General features: G+C 26.9%; 19 protein-coding genes. 9 read left to right on the top strand and 10 right to left on the bottom strand.

Features of this window, described 5'->3' with window-relative positions; genetic code table 11:
• From EIC27_RS01155 to ubiG, 3 genes are all read left to right on the top strand, one after another.
• The coding region (locus tag EIC27_RS01155) for a coproporphyrinogen III oxidase (protein ID WP_126044331.1) at positions 1-319 on the top strand (319 nt) is incomplete at its 5' end.
• 17 nt (positions 320-336) lie between these two features.
• Entirely contained in the window at positions 337-909 is a 573-nt protein-coding gene (locus EIC27_RS01150) for a YqgE/AlgH family protein (protein ID WP_126044330.1), read from the top strand.
• The gene (gene ubiG, locus EIC27_RS01145; protein ID WP_126044329.1) at positions 902-1,639 is read left to right on the top strand and encodes a bifunctional 2-polyprenyl-6-hydroxyphenol methylase/3-demethylubiquinol 3-O-methyltransferase UbiG; all 738 of its coding nucleotides are present in this window, start codon (positions 902-904) and stop codon (positions 1,637-1,639) included. Before EIC27_RS01150 ends, ubiG begins: the two co-directional genes overlap by 8 nt.
• A gap of 142 nt (positions 1,640-1,781) precedes the next feature.
• Here the strand turns inward: ubiG and murC are convergent, their stop codons facing one another.
• From murC to EIC27_RS01095, 10 genes are all read right to left on the bottom strand, one after another.
• Positions 1,782-3,269 carry a UDP-N-acetylmuramate--L-alanine ligase gene (murC, locus tag EIC27_RS01140; RefSeq protein WP_126044328.1) on the bottom strand — a complete coding sequence of 496 codons (1,488 nt, stop codon included), beginning with the start codon at positions 3,267-3,269 and terminating at the stop codon, positions 1,782-1,784.
• A 26-nt stretch (positions 3,270-3,295) separates the two neighbouring features.
• Entirely contained in the window at positions 3,296-4,057 is a 762-nt protein-coding gene (locus tag EIC27_RS01135) for an outer membrane protein assembly factor BamD (protein ID WP_126044327.1), read from the bottom strand.
• A gap of 9 nt (positions 4,058-4,066) precedes the next feature.
• On the bottom strand, positions 4,067-4,846 hold the full coding sequence (locus tag EIC27_RS01130) for a succinate dehydrogenase iron-sulfur subunit (RefSeq protein ID WP_126044326.1): 780 nt from the start codon (positions 4,844-4,846) through the stop codon (positions 4,067-4,069).
• 125 nt (positions 4,847-4,971) lie between these two features.
• Positions 4,972-6,147 (bottom strand): DNA-processing protein DprA, encoded by a 1,176-nt coding sequence (gene dprA / locus EIC27_RS01125; RefSeq protein ID WP_126044325.1) that lies wholly within the window; start codon positions 6,145-6,147, stop codon positions 4,972-4,974.
• A gap of 10 nt (positions 6,148-6,157) precedes the next feature.
• Entirely contained in the window at positions 6,158-7,588 is a 1,431-nt protein-coding gene (locus EIC27_RS01120) for an NADP-dependent isocitrate dehydrogenase (RefSeq protein WP_126044324.1), read from the bottom strand.
• Positions 7,589-7,601: 13 nt separating this feature from the next.
• Entirely contained in the window at positions 7,602-8,207 is a 606-nt protein-coding gene (gene tsaB, locus EIC27_RS01115) for a tRNA (adenosine(37)-N6)-threonylcarbamoyltransferase complex dimerization subunit type 1 TsaB (RefSeq protein WP_126044323.1), read from the bottom strand.
• A 114-nt stretch (positions 8,208-8,321) separates the two neighbouring features.
• A complete protein-coding gene (locus EIC27_RS01110; protein ID WP_126044322.1) occupies positions 8,322-9,746 on the bottom strand; it encodes a peptide MFS transporter in 1,425 nt (474 codons plus the stop codon).
• Positions 9,747-9,766: 20 nt separating this feature from the next.
• A complete protein-coding gene (locus tag EIC27_RS01105) occupies positions 9,767-10,489 on the bottom strand; it encodes a glutamine amidotransferase-related protein (protein WP_126044321.1) in 723 nt (240 codons plus the stop codon).
• A gap of 118 nt (positions 10,490-10,607) precedes the next feature.
• Positions 10,608-11,462, bottom strand: coding sequence for a type I glutamate--ammonia ligase (locus EIC27_RS01100; RefSeq protein WP_126044320.1), 855 nt, complete (start codon positions 11,460-11,462; stop codon positions 10,608-10,610).
• A gap of 13 nt (positions 11,463-11,475) precedes the next feature.
• A complete protein-coding gene (locus EIC27_RS01095) occupies positions 11,476-11,751 on the bottom strand; it encodes a hypothetical protein (protein WP_126044319.1) in 276 nt (91 codons plus the stop codon).
• 142 nt (positions 11,752-11,893) lie between these two features.
• On the opposite strand from EIC27_RS01095, the gene rseP reads away from it, so the two are divergent.
• From rseP to tnpA, 6 genes are all read left to right on the top strand, one after another.
• Positions 11,894-13,009 (top strand): RIP metalloprotease RseP, encoded by a 1,116-nt coding sequence (gene rseP / locus EIC27_RS01090; protein ID WP_126044318.1) that lies wholly within the window; start codon positions 11,894-11,896, stop codon positions 13,007-13,009.
• 6 nt (positions 13,010-13,015) lie between these two features.
• Complete coding sequence (gene bamA / locus EIC27_RS01085) at positions 13,016-15,400, top strand: outer membrane protein assembly factor BamA (protein WP_126044317.1); 2,385 nt, start codon at positions 13,016-13,018, stop codon at positions 15,398-15,400.
• Between the two features lie 20 nt (positions 15,401-15,420).
• Positions 15,421-15,972 (top strand): OmpH/Skp family outer membrane protein, encoded by a 552-nt coding sequence (locus tag EIC27_RS01080; RefSeq protein ID WP_126044316.1) that lies wholly within the window; start codon positions 15,421-15,423, stop codon positions 15,970-15,972.
• On the top strand, positions 15,959-17,803 hold the full coding sequence (locus EIC27_RS01075) for a peptidyl-prolyl cis-trans isomerase (protein ID WP_126044315.1): 1,845 nt from the start codon (positions 15,959-15,961) through the stop codon (positions 17,801-17,803). Before EIC27_RS01080 ends, EIC27_RS01075 begins: the two co-directional genes overlap by 14 nt.
• A 218-nt stretch (positions 17,804-18,021) precedes the next feature.
• Positions 18,022-20,457, top strand: a complete 2,436-nt coding sequence (locus tag EIC27_RS01070; RefSeq protein ID WP_126044314.1) for an endonuclease/exonuclease/phosphatase family protein — start codon at positions 18,022-18,024, stop codon at positions 20,455-20,457.
• Positions 20,458-20,552: 95 nt separating this feature from the next.
• Positions 20,553-20,894, top strand: coding sequence for an IS66 family insertion sequence element accessory protein TnpA (tnpA, locus tag EIC27_RS01065; RefSeq protein ID WP_126044313.1), 342 nt, complete (start codon positions 20,553-20,555; stop codon positions 20,892-20,894).
• Positions 20,895-20,975: the final 81 nt, after the last annotated feature.

The following is a 20,975-nucleotide window of genomic DNA, read 5'->3' as shown; positions in this document are numbered from 1 at the left end:
ATATTTTTATTTACCTCATAGAAAGGAGCCTAGAGGGGTTGGTGGGATTTTTTATGACTATTTAAACAGTGGTAACTGGGAAAAAGATTTTGAATTTACTAAAGAAATTGGTGTACAATTTAAAAAGGCTTTTTTTAGTATTATAAAGAGAAATATTATGAAAAAATGGACAAAAGTAGAAAAATCTATGCAACTAGAAAAAAGAGGGAGATATGTGGAATTTAATTTATTATATGACAGAGGCACAAAATTTGGTTTAATGACTAATGGTAATACTGAAGCCATTCTTATGTCTATGCCTCCTATGGCTACTTGGTGAATAATAGTAGGTATTTTATGAAAACTAATTTTAACTCACTTGAAGGAAAGATACTAATAGCTTCTCCCAAATTGGAAGATCGTTTTTTTGAAAAATCTCTAATATATATATTTATGCATGATAGAAATGGAGTTTTAGGAGTTATATTAAATCATGAAATAGGCTCAGTTTCAAATCATGAATTATTAAAACTTTTTGATAAAAATATTGATAAAATCAAAGATGAAAAATTGCCAATTGTTTTTGGTGGCCCAGTGAATACAGAAAGAATAATCGCTTTAAGTATAGATAAAAAACAAGAGCAACAATTTAGCTCACTACAGTCTATAGTTTTACATACTGATATACAAAATTTTGTTAAAAACTTTATTATTAAAAGTAATAAGTCAAAATTTTTGCTAGCTAGAGGCATTAGTGCATGGGACTCTAACCAACTAGAAGATGAGATTGCAGAAAATAGTTGGTTTATAATTCAGCCAAAAATAGAATTAATATTTTCTCATAAAATTAAGAATAAATGGTCATTTGCCATTGAACAGCTAGGAATTAAAGATTCTTCATTTATTGCACCATATTCAGGAAATGCCTAATAAAGATAATGTTAATAAAAATGAGATTAAAAAATTTTCTGATTTGGCAGAAGAGTGGTGGAATGAATCTGGTAAATTTAAACCTCTTCACGATATTAATCCAATTAGAATTAAATATATAAAAGAGAATTTAATTAATTATTTTAATATAAAAAATACAACGAGCAAACCTTTAGCTAATCTTAAAATTTTAGATATAGGATGTGGTGGTGGATTATTATCAGTGCCAATGGCAAGGCTTGGAGCAGATATTACTGGAATTGATCCATCAGAAAAAAATATAAAAATTGCCAAACAATATATAAAAGAAAACAATATAAAAGTAGATTATCAATGTACTAGTACAACTAAATTAATCAAAACTTATTCTAATAAATTTGATATAGTTCTCAACATGGAAGTAGTAGAACACGTAGATAATTTAGAAGATTTTTTATTTGAATGTTCTAAATTGGTTAAAAAAAATGGTATTATATTTATTTCTACAATGAATAAGACACTAAAGTCACTAATTCAGGCTAAATTTGCAGCTGAATATATATTAAGATGGTTGCCTATAGGGACTCATGATTGGAATAAATTTGTTAAACCTGAAGAACTTATTAGAATCATGGATAATAATGATTTTAAAATACTTGATATCAAAGGAATGAGTTATAATTTAATTAAGAAAGAATGGTTTTTATCTGACAAATTAGATGTTAATTATTTAGTTTGTTTTATAAAGTAAGTCTACTTTTTAAACAAACTTTTTATTTATTTGTTTAACCCTTTTACCCAAATTTTATTCCTCATTTATAGTTTTATTATATCAACCTTCATATTTTATTTAATTTGTAAGGTTGCATATTTGGTTAAGTTTCTATCAGTATTCATATATCTTTTCTATATGACACTCTATAAGTATTTTGTAATTTAGTAGTTGTTTTTAGATGGTATCGATTAAATAATTCCTTAGCAATATCTGAAATATTTCCAGCTCCCATAAAAACTACTTGATCTCTAGGGTTAGACAAGTGGATAATTTTATTTTCTAATTCTGTTATATTTCTACAATAAAATGCATTAATGAATGTTTTTTTAATATCTTTTACGAAATGGTTTGCTGAAATATTATTAATGCTTGTTTCTCCTGCAGCATAAACATCCAAAACAATTAATGAGTCAGCTTGACCAAATGATGTCAAAAATTGATCATATAGATCTTTTAATCTTGAATATCTATGTGGTTGAAATACTGCTATTATTTTTCCACAGTTTATACTAGCATGTTCTTTAGCAACTTCTAAAGTTGCTTTAATTTCACTAGGATGATGAGCATAATCATCAATAAAATTAATGTTATTTATTTTGCCTATATTAGTAAATCTTCTTTTAACTCCTGAGTTATTTTTTAGAGCTGAATTTATTAAGTGTCTTTTACCACCTTTAAAAAGATATATAATAATGGCAGATAAAGCATTTAAAATATTATGTTTGCCATAATTTTTTAACAAGATGTTTTTAATTATATTAATATCTTGAGATAGAATTTTTTGACCTTTTTTAGATATTAAAATGTCAAATTTTACACCTTTATTAGTATTTTTTAAATTAATAGCCTTTATATCGCAATTTTCGGAATCAGTTCCATATGATATAAGCTTTTGATGATTAACATGTTTAGTATTGATTTGCTTAAGATTTTTGCAATCATTACACGTTATTACTAGATCTTTAAGAAGACATTTATCAATGTAAAGTGTATATACATTTATAATATTTTGAAGGTTTCCATAGTAATCTAAGTGTTCAGCATCAATGTTAGTAATAATACTAATATTAGTTGGTAATACTATAAATGTGCCATCTGATTCATCTGCTTCCACAACATTTACATTTTCACTTCCCTTTGCAACATTGCTGTTTATAGAATTAATTATTCCTCCACAAATAACAGTTGGATCAATATCAATGCTTTTTAGTATAGAGTAAACTAAAGAAGTTGTTGATGTTTTACCATGAGCTCCTGTAATACAAATATTATAACTATCTTGCATTATATTAGAAAGTAACTCTGCACGAGATATAAGTGGTATAGATTTGTTTTTTGCCTCTTTTATTTCTTCGTTATCATTTTTTATTGCTGAAGATTTCACAATTAAATCACAATTCGAGATATTTTTACTATGGTGGCCAATAAATATGTGAATTCCTAATTTTCGTAACTCCTTAATTTGAGAATTTTCTTTTATATCAGAGCCTTGAACAAGAAATTGATTTTTATGTAGTAATTTTGATAATCCACTCATACCAATGCCACCGATTCCTATAATATGGATTGATTTTTTAGGATTGATCTTGTAATCTCCTATATACATTGAATTCAAAAGTTCTTTAATTTAAGTTATTTGCTTTTTTTAGATTTTAAAGTAAGTAATTGATAAGATTTTTTATACCAAGTACTATTAGGATAATTATAGCCAAGAACTGAAGCATATCTAATAGCTTCTTCTTTTATACCTAATATATAATAAACCTCAACTAGCCTATAAAGCGCCTCTGGTATAAATATAGTAGTCTGGTAGTTATCAACTACATTTTTAAATCTATTAACTGAAGAAATAGGTTTATGAATGCGCAAGTAAAATCTACCAATATCCATTTCTTTGCCAGCTAAAATATTATCAATATATTCTAGTTTCCATTTTGCATCATTAGCATATTTTGAACCTGGAAATAAATTGACTAATATTTCAAATTCTTTTTTTGCATTTAAAGTAAATTCTTGATCTCTTCCTATATCCATAATTTGGTTATAATAAGACATGCCTTTTATAAAATACATGTAAGAAGTATTTTTATTTATAGGAAATTGATGTAAAAAATCATCTACAGTTAAGATTGCATCAGTATATTTATCATTTGCATAATAAGAATAAGCTTTAAGTACTAATGTATCTGAGTAATTATCAGAAGCAGGGTACTCGTTTTCAAGTTTTGTTAATGTTTTAACTGCTTCTTTAAAATTACCTGATTGTACTTCTTTTTTTCCTTGTTCAAATAATTCGTATTCGCTAATTGTTTTATATTCTATATCAGATTTTTTTGAGCTACATCCATTTAAAAGAATAAATAGTGCGACAACACCAAATTTAAATATTTTCATAATTACTTTTTATACTCTTGAAGCCATCATATTTTTTATTTTACTTATAGCTTTAGCAGGATTTAATCCTTTAGGACATGTTTTTGTACAATTCATTATAGTATGACATCTGTATAATTTAAATTCATCTTCAAGATCGTTTAGTCTTTCTTTAGTGGCCTCATCTCTACTATCAATAATCCACCTATATGCTTGAAGCAATACTGCTGGACCAAGATATTTATCGCCATTCCACCAGTAACTAGGGCAGCTAGTTGAGCAACACGCGCATAGTATGCATTCGTATAACCCATCTAATTTGTCTCTTTCTTCAGGTGATTGCAATCTTTCTTTTCCTTTAATATTTTTACTTTCAGTTTGTAACCAAGGCTTAATAGATTTTAATTGAGCGTAAAACATATTTAAGTCTGGAACTAAATCTTTAACAACGTCTGTATGAGGTAATGGATAAATTTTTACGCTTCCTTTAATATCTTCAATTGGTTTCAAGCAAGCTAATGTGTTTGTTCCATCAATATTCATTGCACAGCTGCCACAAATACCTTCTCTACAAGATCTTCTAAATGTTAATGTGCTATCTAGTTCACTCTTTATTTTTATTAATGCATCGAGTACCATAGATCCACATTTATTTAAATCAATCTCAAATGTATCAATTCTAGGATTTGCATTTGATTCAGGTTCATATCTGTAAATTTTGAATAATTTAGTGTTATTATCCTTGGAACCTTGCTTGTATTTTTTACCTTTAGTTATTTTTGAATTTTTAGGTAATGCGAACTCAACCATATATAAACCAAATGATGCTTATTTGCCTTAACTTAGCATTAATCAATTAGTTTGGCAATATATAGCTTCAGCTTTTAATTTATATATTTTATTTTTTAAGAATATTTTTTTGTTTTTATCCATTGCTATGATTTATATATCAAGCAAATTTTATTTTTTGGCAATCTTGAAATTTTACCTGCAAGCTCTAATTCTAATAAAAGGCAGTTAAAGATATTAACAGGAATTTCAAGTTTATTTATAATTTCATCTATTCTTACTGGAGAAGGACTTAAAGAATTAAAAAGTTTATTTCTAAATAAATTAAGTTCTAAATCAGAGGGTAAATTTTTTAAATTAGTATCTTTAAAATGATTAACATTATCAAAAATTAAATTATTATTTCCTTCAATCAATTTACCTAAATTTTTTATTATATCAGTAGGAGATAAAGCTAAATTAGCTCCTTGTTTTAATAGTTCATTGGTTCCTTGTGATTTTGAATCTAACGGAGAGCCAGGGATAGCATATACCTCTTTATTGTAGTCTAAGGCGAATTTTGAAGTGATTAATGTTCCAGATTTTTTTGTAGCTTCTACAATTAAAATTCCACAGCTTAGTCCAGCTATTATTCTGTTTCTTTGAGGAAAATGTTGGACTAAGACTGAAGAATTAATAGGTTGCTCAGTAATAATTAACCCTTTATCAAAAATTTCTTCATATAATTTAGAATTTTCTCTTGGGTATATATGATTAATTCCTCCAGCAATAACACCAATAGTTCCATTTTTTAAGCTTCCTTTATGTGCATATGAATCTATCCCTTTTGCAACTCCTGAGACTATTACTATGCCTAAATTTGAAATTTCATTAGCAAATTCAAATGCAATTTTATTTCCGTTAATTGTAGAGTTTCTTGCTCCAACTATAGCAAACATAGGTTTTTTTAAAAATTCAGTATTTCCTTTTGCTATGATTAAAGGTGGAAAATCAGGTGTATGTAATAATGGTGCAGGATAATTTTGGTCACATGCTAAAATTATTTTTGCACCATATTTTATAGTATTATCTATTTCTTTTTCAATTAAAGAGATTGGTGGAACTAATTTTTTTGCAGAAGAGCCTCCTCTTTTTGCTAAAATACCTATGTTTTGAATTGCTTTTTCAGGATCACCAAAAATTTTAATAAGCTCAATAAATGTTTTTGCTCCAACATTTTTTGTTCTTGCTAATCTAATCCAAGAAAGCTTAAACCTATCTGAATTAGAAAAATTGTTAAAATTTAGTGCATTTTTTATTGCTTTCAAATGGTTATGTAACATTTAAATACATTTATTCTCCCTGAGCTAAGCTAAACCCAATTTTATTATCATAACTAGACAAATTGATAATTGACAAAATGTCAAGATCTAATTCATTGATTTTAGTATGTAACTCCAATATATCTTTTTGAGAAATTTTATGTATATTATTAGATTTTAAAAATCTAAATCTGTAAAAATCTACATTTGGATTAGTTAGAGCTTTAGGCCAAACTAATAATCCTTTGCTTGAGACCATATGTAGTTTTAAAATGCTATTAATAGATTGTAATTTCTTGATTAATTCTAAATTAAATTTTGTTTTGATGAAGAAATCTGTTCCTATAAGTTCACTTTTTTCAGTACTTGCTAAATTTTCTTTAATAGAGATTTGTTTTCCTGTAGAGTCCTTAAATTTACTGGTTAATATTTTAGGAGCGCTGTTAAAGTTGTTAATAACAGCTTGAGTAAATTCAGTTGTACTTAGCTTTTTTTTACTTTTATCAGGATTATATATATCTGTTGTATGAAACCCATCCTCAATTGTTTTTAGCCAGGCGTTGTGAATAATTTTTGCTTCTTCATTTTTTCCTAAATATTTTAACATCATAATTGCAGAATTTAACAATCCAGAAGGGTTAGCAATATTTTTTCCAGCAATGTCAGGTGCTGAGCCATGAACAGCTTCAAACATAGCATATTCTTTTCCAATGTTAGCACTTCCTGCTAAACCTACTGAGCCAGAGATTTCTGAGGCAATATCTGAAATAATATCCCCATATAAATTAAGAGTAACTATAACGTCAAAATTTTCTGGATTATTTGCAAGTTTTGCTGAAGCTATATCAACTAACATATGCTCAGTTTTTATATTTGGATATTCTGAAGCAATTATTTCAAATATTTCTTTAAAATATCCATCTGTTATTTTCATTATATTACTTTTTGTAATGCATGTTACTTTATTTCTGTTATTAGCTTGAGCATATTCAAAAGCATATCTAATAATTTTTTCACAACCAGATGTTGATAATAACTTCATTGCCATTGTTGAGTTAGGTGTAATTTTGTATTCTATTCCAGAATATAAATCTTCTTCATTCTCACGTACAATAACCACATCCATGTTTTTAAATTTACCAACATAAGGGTAATATGATAAAGAAGGGCGAATATTTGCAAATAATTCAAGTGTCCTTCTAAATGTAACGTTTAAACTTTTATATCCTTTTCCAAGAGGTGTGGTAATGGGTGCTTTTAATAATATTTTATTCCTTTTTAATACTTCCCAGACATCATCGGAAATTCCTGAAGAAAAACCTTTTTTATAAACTTTTTCTCCAATTTCTATAGTTTCTATTTCTAGGCCTGTTTTGGCATAACTTAAGATTTTTAGTACAGATTCCATAATTTCTGGGCCTATACCATCTCCATATGCTACAGTAATTCTATTGTTTGACATATCAATTACTCCTTTATTTATAATTATTAATAATGTATTGAGGCTTTACATAATTTGACATAAAATTAGTTAAATTATTAGTTGTATAATTTAATTTATGATTTGCAAATTTAGCAACATTTTCTGCATTTATAATAAATTTTGTATCCACTTCATCAATGTTTCCAGCTAGATAAATTCTTTTTTTGATCTTATGTAATTCATCTAAAGTTATTATTGTAATTTCAGATATACTTTTTTTATTGTTAAATTCTTGAAAGTAAAATTTGTCTATTCCTGCTTCTAATACTATACCAAGTTTCTTTATGTTCAAGGAGAATGCTATAATATCAAAATTTGATACTGGTAACAAAGGTATTTTTAATATAAACCCAAGCGCATTTGCAGCAGTTATTCCTACCCTCATTCCAGTAAATCTTCCTGGCCCTGTAGTAATTGCAATATAATTATAATCTTTAAAACTAATTTTGGTTGTAGCATTGGCTTTTTCAATCATCAAATTTAGTGATTCTGCTTGCTCATTTTTATTATCATTTAAGTCAAAATATAGCACTTTGGCATTTTTAACTATAGCAACAGATGCAAGCAAATAAGATGTATCTAGTGCCAATCCAAGCATGAAAAAATTAAATTATTTTGTAGAATGTTAATCCAAATAACCTATAAATGCAAAGATTATTATTTTCATATCCATAATACATTAATAATGTGTTTCTGCTATGTAAACAAATACTTAAGAGTTAACTTTTTTGTTTTTAAATAGAATTGAAGATGTTAACAATAATAGAAATATAAATATGCATATAAGCAATATATATTTATATACTAAAGAATAACCTATTGGATCAGTATTTACATTTACTGCAATTAGGCTTGAGATATAATTGGCAAAAGCTATGTTTAAGTAAAATCCTCCTATCATCAATCCTGAGTATTTACTAGGGGCATGTTTTGTCATTGCAGATAATGCAATTGGAGAAATGCATAAGTCACCAAGGGTGTAGAAAAAATAACAAATTACTATCCACATTATTGAAATTTTATAATCTGGAGTAATAGAGTTAGCTGCAAGTGATAACACACCAAATCCAAGTCCAATAAATAATAATCCAAAGGAAAACTTGACATATAATAACATTGAATTCTCATACTTTTTATTTAAGAAATACCAAAGTTTAATAAAGATTGGTGCTAACAAAAAAATAAATAGAGGATTTAAAGACTTAAATGATCCAGAAGGAATAGGAATTGTAAATTGAAACATTTTTCTATCAACAAAATTTTCTATAAACATTACCATAGAAGAACCAGATTGCTCAAAGAATGCAAAAAATATAATACAAATTAATGATATTAAAATGATATTTTTGCTGTCATTAATGCCCATAGAATGGTCAGATTTAACTTTGTATAAAAAGTAAGTAATATAAAAACATCCTACTATTCCTAAAATATATCCTATATTATTAGGTTTAATAAATATATAAACTAAAGCTGGAATGACAGTTAAAGATATTAAATAAATTAATGATGGTGATTTATTATTTTTATTAATATCAATTGATTTATTTGATTTATATACATCTATCTTATCACCATATATAAAAATAGCTAAGCCAAAACTCATTCCAATTGCAGCAAGTCCAAATCCATAGTGCCATCCAAATTCTTGAGCAACGATAGGAACACTGACGGTTGCTAAAAGAGAACCTAAGTTTATACCAAAAATAAAAACTGTAAATCCACTATCACGTCTTATATCATTTTTATCATAAAGATTACCAAAAATAACAGGAATATTAGGCTTGAAAAAACCTGTGCCTATGGATAAAAATGATAAACCTGTGTATAACCCAATATCTGCGCTCACACCATGAATACTTGGGAAAGACAGCAAGATATGGCCTGTAATTATTAATATGGCCCCATGCTTAACAGATTCTTTATGTCCAAAAAACTTATCTGCAAGCAAACCTCCAAAAATTGCAGTCATATATACAAAAGTAGTAAATGCACCATATATAATAAAAGAGGTATCATATGGTAACTTTAATTGTTGAATCATGTAAAGCGTTAGGATTGCACGCATTCCAAAATAACTAAACCTCTCCCACATTTCAAAAAGAAATAGATAATAGATTGCTTTTGGATGTTTCATTTTGCTGATGTTAAATTATTTTAGCTATTTATGAAATTGATAAGCCATTTTGCAACAATTTGACAATCAACTTCCTCAATTTCATTACATTTATTATGTTTCGATATATTTTTATCTTCAAATTGCTTCTTGTCTTTATTTATAATTTTATCCTCTAGATATATACAATGCTTCTTTAACATTTCTGGATGTGCCTGAATTCCTAAAACATTATCATCCATAGTAAATGCGGCAATATCATGTAATGGGCTTTTAGCAATTGCTTTACTGTTATTTGGCAATTTTGATACTATATACTTATGGCAGTGGGAAAGATTTAATGATGACTGAAAAGGTGTCATCCAATCTAATTCTTTATCAAAGACTAATGTTTGTATGCCAATATTTAACCCCTGCTTTGATTTTTCTACTTTTCCACCAAATAACTCAGCTAAAAGTTGGTGACCAAAACAAATACCTATAATTTTTTTTCTTAATTTATAGTATTCTAATATTCTTACTTTTAACTCATTAATCCAATCTTTATTATCACATAAATTTGCTCTACTTCCAGTAATTATAAAGCAATCAATTTCACTGAATTCTAAAGGATATTGTTTATTACTTACATCAAATGATAAAAAATTAATATTTTTACCTGTGGTAACAAAAAATTTTTTAATCATTTCTGGATAATCCCCTCCTGAATATTGCCATCTGGATTCAGGAATATGATCCGCTTTTAAAATTGCAATTTTTAACATGTACTAAATTAAAGCTTAATGTTAGTAAAAAAAGGATTAAAAGTACTTTCTTCTCGCACATCTTAAAAATAAAAATTGTATTGTCAAGTTAAAATAAATCAGATGCTTTTATTTGAAATTAACTTAGTAATTTTGTGTAAATCTCATCTAATCTGTAGTTTTCTTTTGCAATGCTTGGGCTGTTGAATAATTCATTAAATTTATATTGTGAATCAGCAGCATTGCCATATACCCTGTCGATAGTTGCTTTTGGATTTTTTTGAGCATCTAATACTGCAACAAGTAGAAAAAATATAATTTTTTGTGGATCACATGAAGCTGATGGAATTCGAAATTCTAATCTTCGGCTATTTATGTCGCTATCTGGTATTCTTACCGCTGTAGTTCTATTATTGCTACCCCAACTAATATTAACTGGAGCCATAAAATTAGGAGTAAATCTACTATATTCTTCAAAATTATCGCCACATATTAAATATAAAGACTGATTAAGTATTAAAAGAATTGAATTAGTAACATTATTAAGAAACATATTTGTATTTATTGTATCATCTGAAAATACATTATGGTTTTTATCATTATATAAACTTAAATGAAAATGCATGCTAGAGCCATATGTTCCTAAAAATGGCTTAGGTCTAAATATTATTTTTAAATTATGCTTATTAGCAATTTTTTGTAGATTAAGTTTAACTTTTTTTATTTTATTGATTAGCATTAAGCTATTAGTTGAAGGTTCAAGTTGAATTTCAAATTGGTCAAGGCCTTTTTCTTCAGAAAAAGTTAGGTCGTATTTTTGAACATCGTTTTTAAAATCTTCTATAATTTCATTTTTTGATAACTTATCTGTTTTATGCCTTAAATAAAACTCGATCTCAACTCCAAATTTTGGAATAATATTAAATTTTGTTTTTAATATTGAAGTTAATTTTTTTATCTCATCATCAAATATATTTAAATCAAGTAACTTCATTATTATTTAGTAATTAATTTTTCTTTAAATTTTCTGGTACTTTTGGAATGTTATTTAGTGAATTACTATTATTTTTGTTATATACCTCAACAGCTTCTTTTGAACTAATGAATGGGTTAGTTGGTAGTTTTATTTTATAACCTCCATTCATAATAAACTCATTGTCTCTTGGGTAACGTTTATTTTGAAAATTTTTTTCGTTAGTGCCATAATTGCTTTTTTTTGCACATCCACTCAAAATAATTGTGAAAAATAGCGATATTAACAATACGTATTTTAACTTAATCATAATTTTTAGATTTTAATAGGTAATTTTTATATTAATAAGATTTTAAAGCTATGAAATTAAAAAGCAATCTTTTGTTTAAAATTTCAATTGTAAAATAGTTCATTTATTGCTATTTAGTATATTCAATATATTTTTTGTTCCAATGACAGCATTATTTTGGTTTATAGTATTTATCACTCCAATAGTTTTTATACACGAATTGGGACATTTTTTATTTGCAAGGTTATTTGGTGTTAAGGTTGAGGTCTTTTCAATAGGGTTTGGTAAACCACTTATAACATGGAAAGATAGCAAAGATACTAAATGGCAAATTGCTGTGATACCTTTAGGTGGATATGTAAAGATGTATGGTGATGAAAATGTAGCCAGTGTTCCAGATCAAAAAAAGCTTAAAACAATGTCTGAAGAAGAAAGACAATCTTCTGTTCATAATAAAAAATTATGGCAAAAATCACTGATAGTCTTTGGTGGGCCTTTTGCTAACTATCTCTTAACATTTTTACTTTTTGTTGTAATTTCTATATTTAGTGGAGTTAAGGAAATTAAACCTGAAATTACAAAAATTATGGAACACTCTTCAGCAGAGGTGGCAGGTTTAAAAGTAGGTGATTTTATAGTAGATATTAATGGAGAAAAAATTAATTCAGCATTTGATATTAGTAATAAAATCAATGCAAGTCCAAGTGGCGATGTTACAGTAGGTTTTATTCGTAACAACTCATATTCTAGTGTTAAATTGACAGCAAATGAAGCGAAAGGTAAAAATATATTTGGTGAAGCTAAAAAAATGCGCTTAATTGGAGTAACTTTTGAAAAATATTCTTCTAGAGATGTAAATTTTGCTGAAGCAGTTAAAAGCTCTTTTTTACAGGTACTAGATTATACATACTTATTTTTAAAATTTATAGGTAAAGTTGTTTCCTTAAAAGTGGGAACGGATAGTATTGGTGGGCCAATAAAAATTGCTAAGCTTTCAGAAGATATGTCAAATCAAGGTGTTTTTGCGGCACTTTATTTCATAGCAATTATATCTCTTAATTTAGGATTTATGAATTTACTACCAATTCCGATGCTTGATGGTGGACATTTGTTTTTTTACGCTATAGAAGGCATTATAAGAAAGCCAATTAATTATAAAATTCAAGAATTATGTTTTAAAATTGGTTTTGCTATCTTAATTATGATAATGTTTACTGCCTTTTGGAATGATTTAAAAGAGATGGAGTTTTTCACTAAAATTAAATTATTATTAAGTTAAGATATAATGAGATTATTGTATAAATTTATTTTTGCTTTTGTTTTTTGTTTTCAGTTTTTAAATTTACAAGCATCAGAAATTGTAAATAAAATTGAAGTTATTGGAAATAAAAGGGTTCCAACTGCTACTATTATATATTATTTAGATTTTAAAGTTGGTTCAAAAGTTACTCAAAATAGTATTGATAACTCAATAAGAAGTTTGTATTCTCAGGGATTTTTTTCTGATATATCAATTACGCAAATATCAAATAATACTATTGCCGTTAAAGTGCAAGAAAATCCTATAGTTAGAAGCATATCTATAGAAGGTAGTAAAAAAATTAAAGATACAACCATAAAGCAGGAACTTCAAACCAAAATTGGAAATATTTATTCTAAATTTCAATTAGATACGGACATTAAAAGAATTGAGTCTACATATAAAAAAATGGGCTATTTTTCTGCCTCAGTTCATTCCTCTTTAAAAAAACAAGATGCTGATACAGTAGATATAACTATTTTTATTAATGAAGGTGAAAAACCAAAAATTAAAAAAATTACCTTTTATGGTAATAAAAATTTTTCACAAAAAGATTTGCTACAAACTATAGCATCACGTGAAGCAGCTTGGTATAGATTTTTTTCTTCTAGTGATTTGTATGACCAAGATAGAATGATGTTAGATAAAGAATTATTAAAAGAGCGCTATATGCAGGAAGGGTATGCTAATTTTAAGGTTTTATCATCTACTGTAGAAATTACACCAAATGCTGAATCTTTTTTATTAACATATATAATTGATGAGGGGGAAAAATTTAATTTTGGAAAATCATTAATTGATTGCAAAATAAGAGATATAAATCAATCAGATTTAAAAAGGTTTATTAAGTTTAAAGAAGGGGAAGTTTTTAATGATAATTTGATTGATGATTCTATTGATGAGATGACTAACTTTTTAGGTGATAAGGGATATACATTTATAAATGTTGATTATAAATTAGATAAAGATGATAAAAATAGAATTGTTAATGTGAATTTTACAATTAATGAAACATCTAAATATTTTATAAAAAATATTAATATAACGGGTAATACTAGAACGTTAGATAGGGTTATTAGGAGGGAATTGAAATTTTATGAAGGTGATCCATTTAATTTGTCAAAAATTCAAAGATCTAAACAAAAAGTTGGAAATTTAGGCTATTTTAGATCTGTAGAATTTGAAAATAAGCAGACTTATGAAGATGATAAATTAGATTTAGATATAAAAGTTAAAGAAACATCTACTGGTTCTATGCGATTTGCTATTGGATATAACACTGCTTCAGGACCAATTGGGTCAACTACATTATCTGAATATAATTTCTTAGGTAAAGGTCAGGTTGTAGAATTTGATTTTAATAAGGCTAAAAAAAGTTCAGATATTTCATTCAGCTTTACTGAGCCTAAATTTATGGACCGTAATCTATCTGTTGGATTTGATATTTTTACTACATCTCAAGATAAAACTAATCAAAGTTCTTTTAGTGCTAAAAACAAAGGTATATCTCTTAGAATGGGATATGATATTAATGAATATTTATATCATAATCTTAATTATTCCATAAAAAAAGAAAAAGCTGAAAAAATTGATAAAGCATCTGTATTTTTAAAGGCTCAGCCAATAAAAACCACATTGTCTTCGATTGGTCACTCACTCACTTATGATAAATTAAACAGTAGAGTTAGTCCAACAAAGGGGTATATAATTAAATTTAGTCAAAATTTTGCAGGTGTTGGTGGAAATGTAAAATATCTTCAAAATCAATTATATACTAGTTTTTATAAACCATTATATAAAGATAATATTGTATTAAATTTAATAGGAAGGGTTGGTAATATAAGAGGGCTTGGTGACAAATATGTTAATATTAACGATAGCTTTTTTGTTGGAGAAGAATATATTAGAGGATTTGATGTGTCTGGCATAGGTCCAAGAGTTAAAAAATATAATGGTAATAATGATCAAGATGCACTTGGGGGCAAAACATTTTTTACAGGTACTGCAGAAGTATCATTTCCTATTGGTCTTCCTGAAGAATTTGGAATGAAGGGAGTGGTATTTACTGATTTTGGAACTTTATTTGACACAGATGCAGCTAAATATAAGTGTAAAAAATGTGCTAATTGTACATGTAGTGATTATAGTAAAAAACCTGATGTAAATGTAAGTCCTGAGCCATTATGTAAAAATGACACATTAAATCGTGATTATATACATAATAGTAAGAAAATCAGAGCATCGTATGGTATTGGACTGGTATGGGATTCTCCTCTTGGTGTAATAAAATTAGATTATGGCATACCCTTTAGAAAGGAATCATTTGACAATGTATCAAGAGTAAGATTTAGTATTGGAACGTATTTTTAGTAATTATTTTGGAGTTTAAAATGAAGTTTTTAAAATTTATATCAGCTTTTGCTTTTTTATTTTTAATTGAAAATGCTTGTGCTCAAACTAAAATAGGTATAATTGATACTAGTAAAATTACTGAAAAATCTACGGCATATACTGAAGCTAGTAAGTTAGTAGGAAATGAGATAAAGAATTATGATGAATCAGTTACTCAGGTTGGAAAAAGTTTTTCTAAAAAAGTTGAAGATTTAGAAAAGAAAAAGAATGTGATGTCATCAAAGGAGTACAATCGTAAAAGAGATGAGTTGGCAAAAGAGGAAGAAGAGTTGCAAAAAAAGTTTTATGATCAAAGGGTTAAAATTGATAAAAAGGTTCATAATATTAATCAAATCTTAGATGATAATTTAAAGAAAATTGTTAATGTATTAGCTAAAGAAAAAAATATAACCATAATTTTTAATAAAGCTGCAACATTATATAGTGATGATTCTATTGATATTACAGATGATATAATTACCAAATTAAATAAGGAATTGAAATCAATCGATATAAACTTACCTCAAAATAAAAGTAGTGATTCAAAGTAAATTTTTTAAAAATATAATAAAGTTATTACTTTTACTATTAATTCTAGCCTTTGCTTTTGGTGGGTTAGGTGATATTTTTAGTAAAAAAGAAGCAAATTACGCAATAAAAATTTCAGATCTAGAATATTCTTTTCAGCAATTTAATAAAATTTTACAAGAGGCTGTAAAAGAATCTAAGTTAAAATATGGAAAAGATATACCTAAAACTGAGATACTGCAATTAAAAGGTAGCGTTATTAATGATATTATCAATAGTACTTTGATTTTACTTGAAGCTAAAAGTTTAGGCATTGTAGCAAATGATAATACAGTTAAGAAAGAAATTATAAAAATACCTGTATTCTTTAAAGATGGAAAGTTTAATAAAGATATTTTTGATAAATTTATTCAAAGCTATGGTATATCTGAACAAGATTTTATCGATAAGTTAAAAGAAAATATTATTAGATCTACATTTATTAATTCAATTTCAGCTCATAATGTTATAACACCAGGCTTAATTCAAATTATTTTACAAGATGTTTTACATACAAGAGATATAAAATTAATAAAAATTCCATTTTCATCTTTTAAATTACCCCATGATCCTGATGAAGCTGAATTAAAAACAATATATGAGGAAAATAAAAATAGTTTTAAAATTCCTGAGAAAAGAATTATAGATTATGTTTTAATTTCTTCGGAGTTACTGAAGCACGATATTGATCATGTTAGTGATGCAGATTTAAAAAAGCTATATGATGAAAAAAGTTTTTTATTTGTTGAACCAGAAAAAAGGGATGTAAGTCAAATTCAATTAGACTCTTTAGATAGAGCAACTAAAGCTAAAAATGAATTGCTGAAAGGAGCTGATTTTAAAGCAGTAACAAAAAAATATGCCCCCAAGTTTAAGAATGATAATTTAGGAATTATTACGTATAACGATTTTGATGAAGATATATCTGAAAAGCTTTTTAGTCTTAAAATAGGTGAAACAAGTGAAGTAATTGAAACTCCACTTGGACTTTATATTTTTAAAGTAGAAAAAATCATACCTAAAAAAAAGAAAGAGTTTAATGACGTAAAAGATACTCTAAGAAATGAGTATTTAAAGCAGTTATCGTTTAATAAGTTCTTAGACATAATTAAAAAAATACAGAGTGAGGTAAAGCAAGGTAAAAGTATTGAATATATAGCTAAGAATTATAATTTGACATTAGAAACAACTGATATAATAAAAAGTGAAAATAATGTTAATAATAATAGTCTAATTGAAACAGAACAATTTATAAAAAATGCATTTGATACAAAATTAAATTTTCAAAGTCATTTATTCCCAATTAGTTCAAATAAATTTTGTATTCTTAAAGTAAAAAAAATATTTCCTGAAAAAGATCGAAAATTAGAAGAAATAAAGCTAGATTTAAAAGAGATATGGTATGACAATCAATTAAAAACAATTATAAATAAGTTGAAAGTCTCTAGTAAAGAACCATTAAATTCAACATATAATAAATCCTTATTTGATTTTGCTAATACTAATATTACTAATATACAACTATCTGGCAATGGTGTGAATAAAAATATCCCTTTAGATTTTTATAAATCTATTTTTGAGCTAAAAGTTAATGAATATACTAAGCCTTTTATAGATTATTCGAAAAAAGTGGTTTTAATTGCTAATTTGAAAAAAGTTATTTTACCGCCTGAATCTAAAGTAGAAAAGCACAAGCAATTATATGAAGCTCAGATACAGCAAATGGAGCAAGAGATAATTTTAGATGATATTATAAAAAAATTAAAAGACAAATATAGTATTCAGATAAATCCTTTAATATATCAAGATAATTAGCTTATATATTTTATTTAAGTATTCGAAAATACTCTGGTTTTAAGTGAAATATTTTTCTTAATTTAATCAATGATTTTTCTATAGATGAGAAGAATTTTACTTTACATAGTCATATAATTTATAAAACATATAAAAATATTAGACATTACTTTAGGTTGTTAATAGAATTAAAGTAATACATAATAAAACTGTAATTTAAATATTGGGGATTATTAATTATGGCTAAAAAAATAAATTTAATGACTTTTAATGCTCGAGTTGCAGAAGCGTGTGACCCTGGAACAGAAAGTTGGGCATCAAGGAAGGATTTTTTTGTTGAAACAATAAATAAGGCAGAGTTAGATTTTTTAGGTGTACAGGAAGCTCAAAATAATGTCGTGGATAATTGTAGAGATCATAATGCACCTTATGAAAAGTCTCAATTAGGTTATATAGAACAAAATGTTAAAAAAAGTAATTTAGCATTATTACGTAAAGAAGATGGTGAGTTATATCCAGCAACTATTTTTTATAATGAAAAAGTATGGGATATTAATGAAAGATTCCCCCAAATAGACTTAGGAGATGATAGGTATGCTGTTTGTGCATACTTTAAACTTAAAGAGGAAGCGCAAATAGGGGTTTATTTTTGTAATACACATGCTACTACAGATAGGCAAGAAACCAAAACTTTTGAAATAATTAGGCATAAGTTGTTTAATGAAATTATAATAGATCATACAACCGATCCTGTATACTTTTTGGGAGATTTTAATGGTCATTGTGGTCCAGATGGAAAGAGTGGTTGTAAAATTTACAATGGGTTAGTGGCTGTTTTTGCATCAAAACCTGAAATGTATAACTTTGATAGAGATTTTAAGCAAGGTGATGTTTCAGGAACAGGTCATGGAGTAAAACAAGGCAATCACTTCAAACATAATGTATATGTAGGTGATCATCATGAGAAAGGTTATACTAGATTGATCGACCATATTTTTGTTCCAAACAATCTTGGAGAAGGTAATTATAACCCGGTTATAGGAATATATACTCGTACGAAAGATGGACAAACACAATATCCAACTGACCATTTTCCAATAAGTGTAACAGTAGATTACACTAAAATAGATTATTGTACTAAAAATCCATCAAAACCGGTTCTTATTGAGTCTCCAAAATATAAAGATGGTGCTGTCTCTTTTAAATGGGAGGTTGATCAAAAAGATAAAGAATGTCCTGTAATGAAATACTTAGTATATAATTATAAAGGAGTTCATTACGATAATTTAATAACTACTCTTGATAATACTCAAGCTACTTTTACAGAAGAAGTTTCTGGTAGTTCAAAATATGATTATTATGTTGCTGCTTACTTTGCAGATAGTAGGACTTCAGAGTCACTGAAGGTCACGGTTAAGGAAGAAATGGTTAAAAGAGAAGAGTTAAATGATGAAAAAATAAATAATCAAGGTGCAAAGAGTAATAGTGCTGATTTATCGTTAAATATAATGACATTTAATGTTCGTATCTCACCTGCAGGTGGAGATGATAGACAAAAGGAATGGAATGAAAGGAAAGATTTTGTTCTTTCAATTTTAAAAGGTGAAGAAAATACTGATAGTGGTGAAAAAATAGGTGTTATGGATTTTATAGGTATTCAGGAAGCTGGTGGCTTTCAAATGGACTATATAATGTCTAATATGTCTGGTTTGAACTATAAACAAGTTCCTGGAAATGGTGCATTATTATTGTATAAAGCTGATAGTTGGAATCTGAAAAATAACTACTCATTTGAAGTAACTGGAGATCAATGGGGACCTAGATATGTTAAATGTGGTTTATTTAGTGAAATTGTAGAAAGTAGTAAAAATGTTTTTGTTTGCAATACTCATCTTCATGTGGGCAGAGATGAAAGAGCTAGTTATCCGAAAATTGATGAAAATTTGCAAAAAATAAGACAAGATAATCCAGATTCTCCAGTAATTTTAATGGGAGATTTTAATGCTAATTGTAGATCAGATGGTAGACATGAAGAAATTCAAGGTATGGGGTGTAAAGTAGGTAATGGGTTAGTTGATATTTTTGCGCCAAAACCAGAAGAAAATAATTTCAATCCTAATGATAATCGTGCAACTTTTCACAATTGGAGTGGAGGTCCTGATGGTAACTATAATAGAATAGATCATATTTTTATTCCAGATTATGCCTTTTTTTCAGATCCTGAAAAAAACAAAGCTATAATAATACATGCTTCAAGACAATGGTCTAAAGATGAGCATGTAACACAATATCCATCAGATCATTTCCCTGTTATTTCAAAGCTATATATGCCTTTAAAGAATCCAGTAGAAATTTGCAAAGATTCAACTAAGTTAATTAGCAAGAGCTTTAATCAAAAAGATATGATTTTATCTTTTGATTGGAGTATTGATAGTGATAAAGAAAATTGTGAACGATCATCTTTTGATGTATATAGTTATTTGGGGGTAGACGCAAATAATAAAATTGCAACATTAGAACCAGGTAATAATTCTTTTGAAGAAAAAATAAAGGAAAAAAGTCCTGATGGACACTATAAGTATTATTTACAGAGCACTTTCTCAGATAATCAAAAATCTGCGGCTATAGAAATTAATGTTGGGCCAGACAATATAATGGTTCATGATGAATTATAAAAATAAACTATATTAATAAGTAAGCGCTAAAATAAGGGCATCTAGGCAAGAATAAAAATAAGTGGTAGAACAAAAGCCTAAAAAAATAGAGGCTAATGATGCTATTAGAAAAAAAGAAAAAAAGAATAAGTAATGAAAAATGGAAAGAGCTAGTAGAAGAATATAAAAAAAGTAATGTAAGTAAATATGAATTTTTTAAGCAAAAGAATGTGCCGAGAAGTACATTTTATAAATGGCACAGAATTCTTGTAGAAAATAAAAGAAATACAGTAAAAAATAAATTTATACCAATAAGAGTGAAAGAATGCGAAGAAGAAAGAAGTGAAGAAATAAAATCAGAGATGATAATAGAAAGTAAAAAGGGGATAAGAATAGGGTTTAATAAAGGATGCAAAATAGAAGAGATTAAAGCGATAGTAGGAATTTTAGAATGTTAATAGGAAGTATAAGAACCAAAATATTTATATATAATCAAGCATGTGATATGCGCAAATCAATAGATAAGCTTAGTCAGGTAG

Source organism: Candidatus Aquarickettsia rohweri (assembly GCF_003953955.1).
Lineage (GTDB): Bacteria > Pseudomonadota > Alphaproteobacteria > Rickettsiales > Midichloriaceae > Aquirickettsia > Aquirickettsia rohweri.
Note: the sequence above shows the minus strand (reverse complement) of the source record. Positions and strands in the feature narration are given on the sequence as shown.

Excerpts from the sequence above, each read along its gene's own strand:
- EIC27_RS01150 (WP_126044330.1), top strand. The coding sequence starts at position 337 with ATGAAAACTAATTTTAACTCACTTGAAGGAAAGATACTAATAGCTTCT.
- ubiG (WP_126044329.1), top strand. The coding sequence starts at position 902 with ATGCCTAATAAAGATAATGTTAATAAAAATGAGATTAAAAAATTTTCT.
- murC (WP_126044328.1), bottom strand. The coding sequence starts at position 3,269 with ATGTATATAGGAGATTACAAGATCAATCCTAAAAAATCAATCCATATT.
- EIC27_RS01135 (WP_126044327.1), bottom strand. The coding sequence starts at position 4,057 with ATGAAAATATTTAAATTTGGTGTTGTCGCACTATTTATTCTTTTAAAT.
- EIC27_RS01130 (WP_126044326.1), bottom strand. The coding sequence starts at position 4,846 with ATGGTTGAGTTCGCATTACCTAAAAATTCAAAAATAACTAAAGGTAAA.
- dprA (WP_126044325.1), bottom strand. The coding sequence starts at position 6,147 with ATGTTACATAACCATTTGAAAGCAATAAAAAATGCACTAAATTTTAAC.
- EIC27_RS01120 (WP_126044324.1), bottom strand. The coding sequence starts at position 7,588 with ATGTCAAACAATAGAATTACTGTAGCATATGGAGATGGTATAGGCCCA.
- tsaB (WP_126044323.1), bottom strand. The coding sequence starts at position 8,207 with ATGCTTGGATTGGCACTAGATACATCTTATTTGCTTGCATCTGTTGCT.
- EIC27_RS01110 (WP_126044322.1), bottom strand. The coding sequence starts at position 9,746 with ATGAAACATCCAAAAGCAATCTATTATCTATTTCTTTTTGAAATGTGG.
- EIC27_RS01105 (WP_126044321.1), bottom strand. The coding sequence starts at position 10,489 with ATGTTAAAAATTGCAATTTTAAAAGCGGATCATATTCCTGAATCCAGA.
- EIC27_RS01100 (WP_126044320.1), bottom strand. The coding sequence starts at position 11,462 with ATGAAGTTACTTGATTTAAATATATTTGATGATGAGATAAAAAAATTA.
- EIC27_RS01095 (WP_126044319.1), bottom strand. The coding sequence starts at position 11,751 with ATGATTAAGTTAAAATACGTATTGTTAATATCGCTATTTTTCACAATT.
- rseP (WP_126044318.1), top strand. The coding sequence starts at position 11,894 with ATGACAGCATTATTTTGGTTTATAGTATTTATCACTCCAATAGTTTTT.
- bamA (WP_126044317.1), top strand. The coding sequence starts at position 13,016 with ATGAGATTATTGTATAAATTTATTTTTGCTTTTGTTTTTTGTTTTCAG.
- EIC27_RS01080 (WP_126044316.1), top strand. The coding sequence starts at position 15,421 with ATGAAGTTTTTAAAATTTATATCAGCTTTTGCTTTTTTATTTTTAATT.
- EIC27_RS01070 (WP_126044314.1), top strand. The coding sequence starts at position 18,022 with ATGGCTAAAAAAATAAATTTAATGACTTTTAATGCTCGAGTTGCAGAA.
- tnpA (WP_126044313.1), top strand. The coding sequence starts at position 20,553 with ATGATGCTATTAGAAAAAAAGAAAAAAAGAATAAGTAATGAAAAATGG.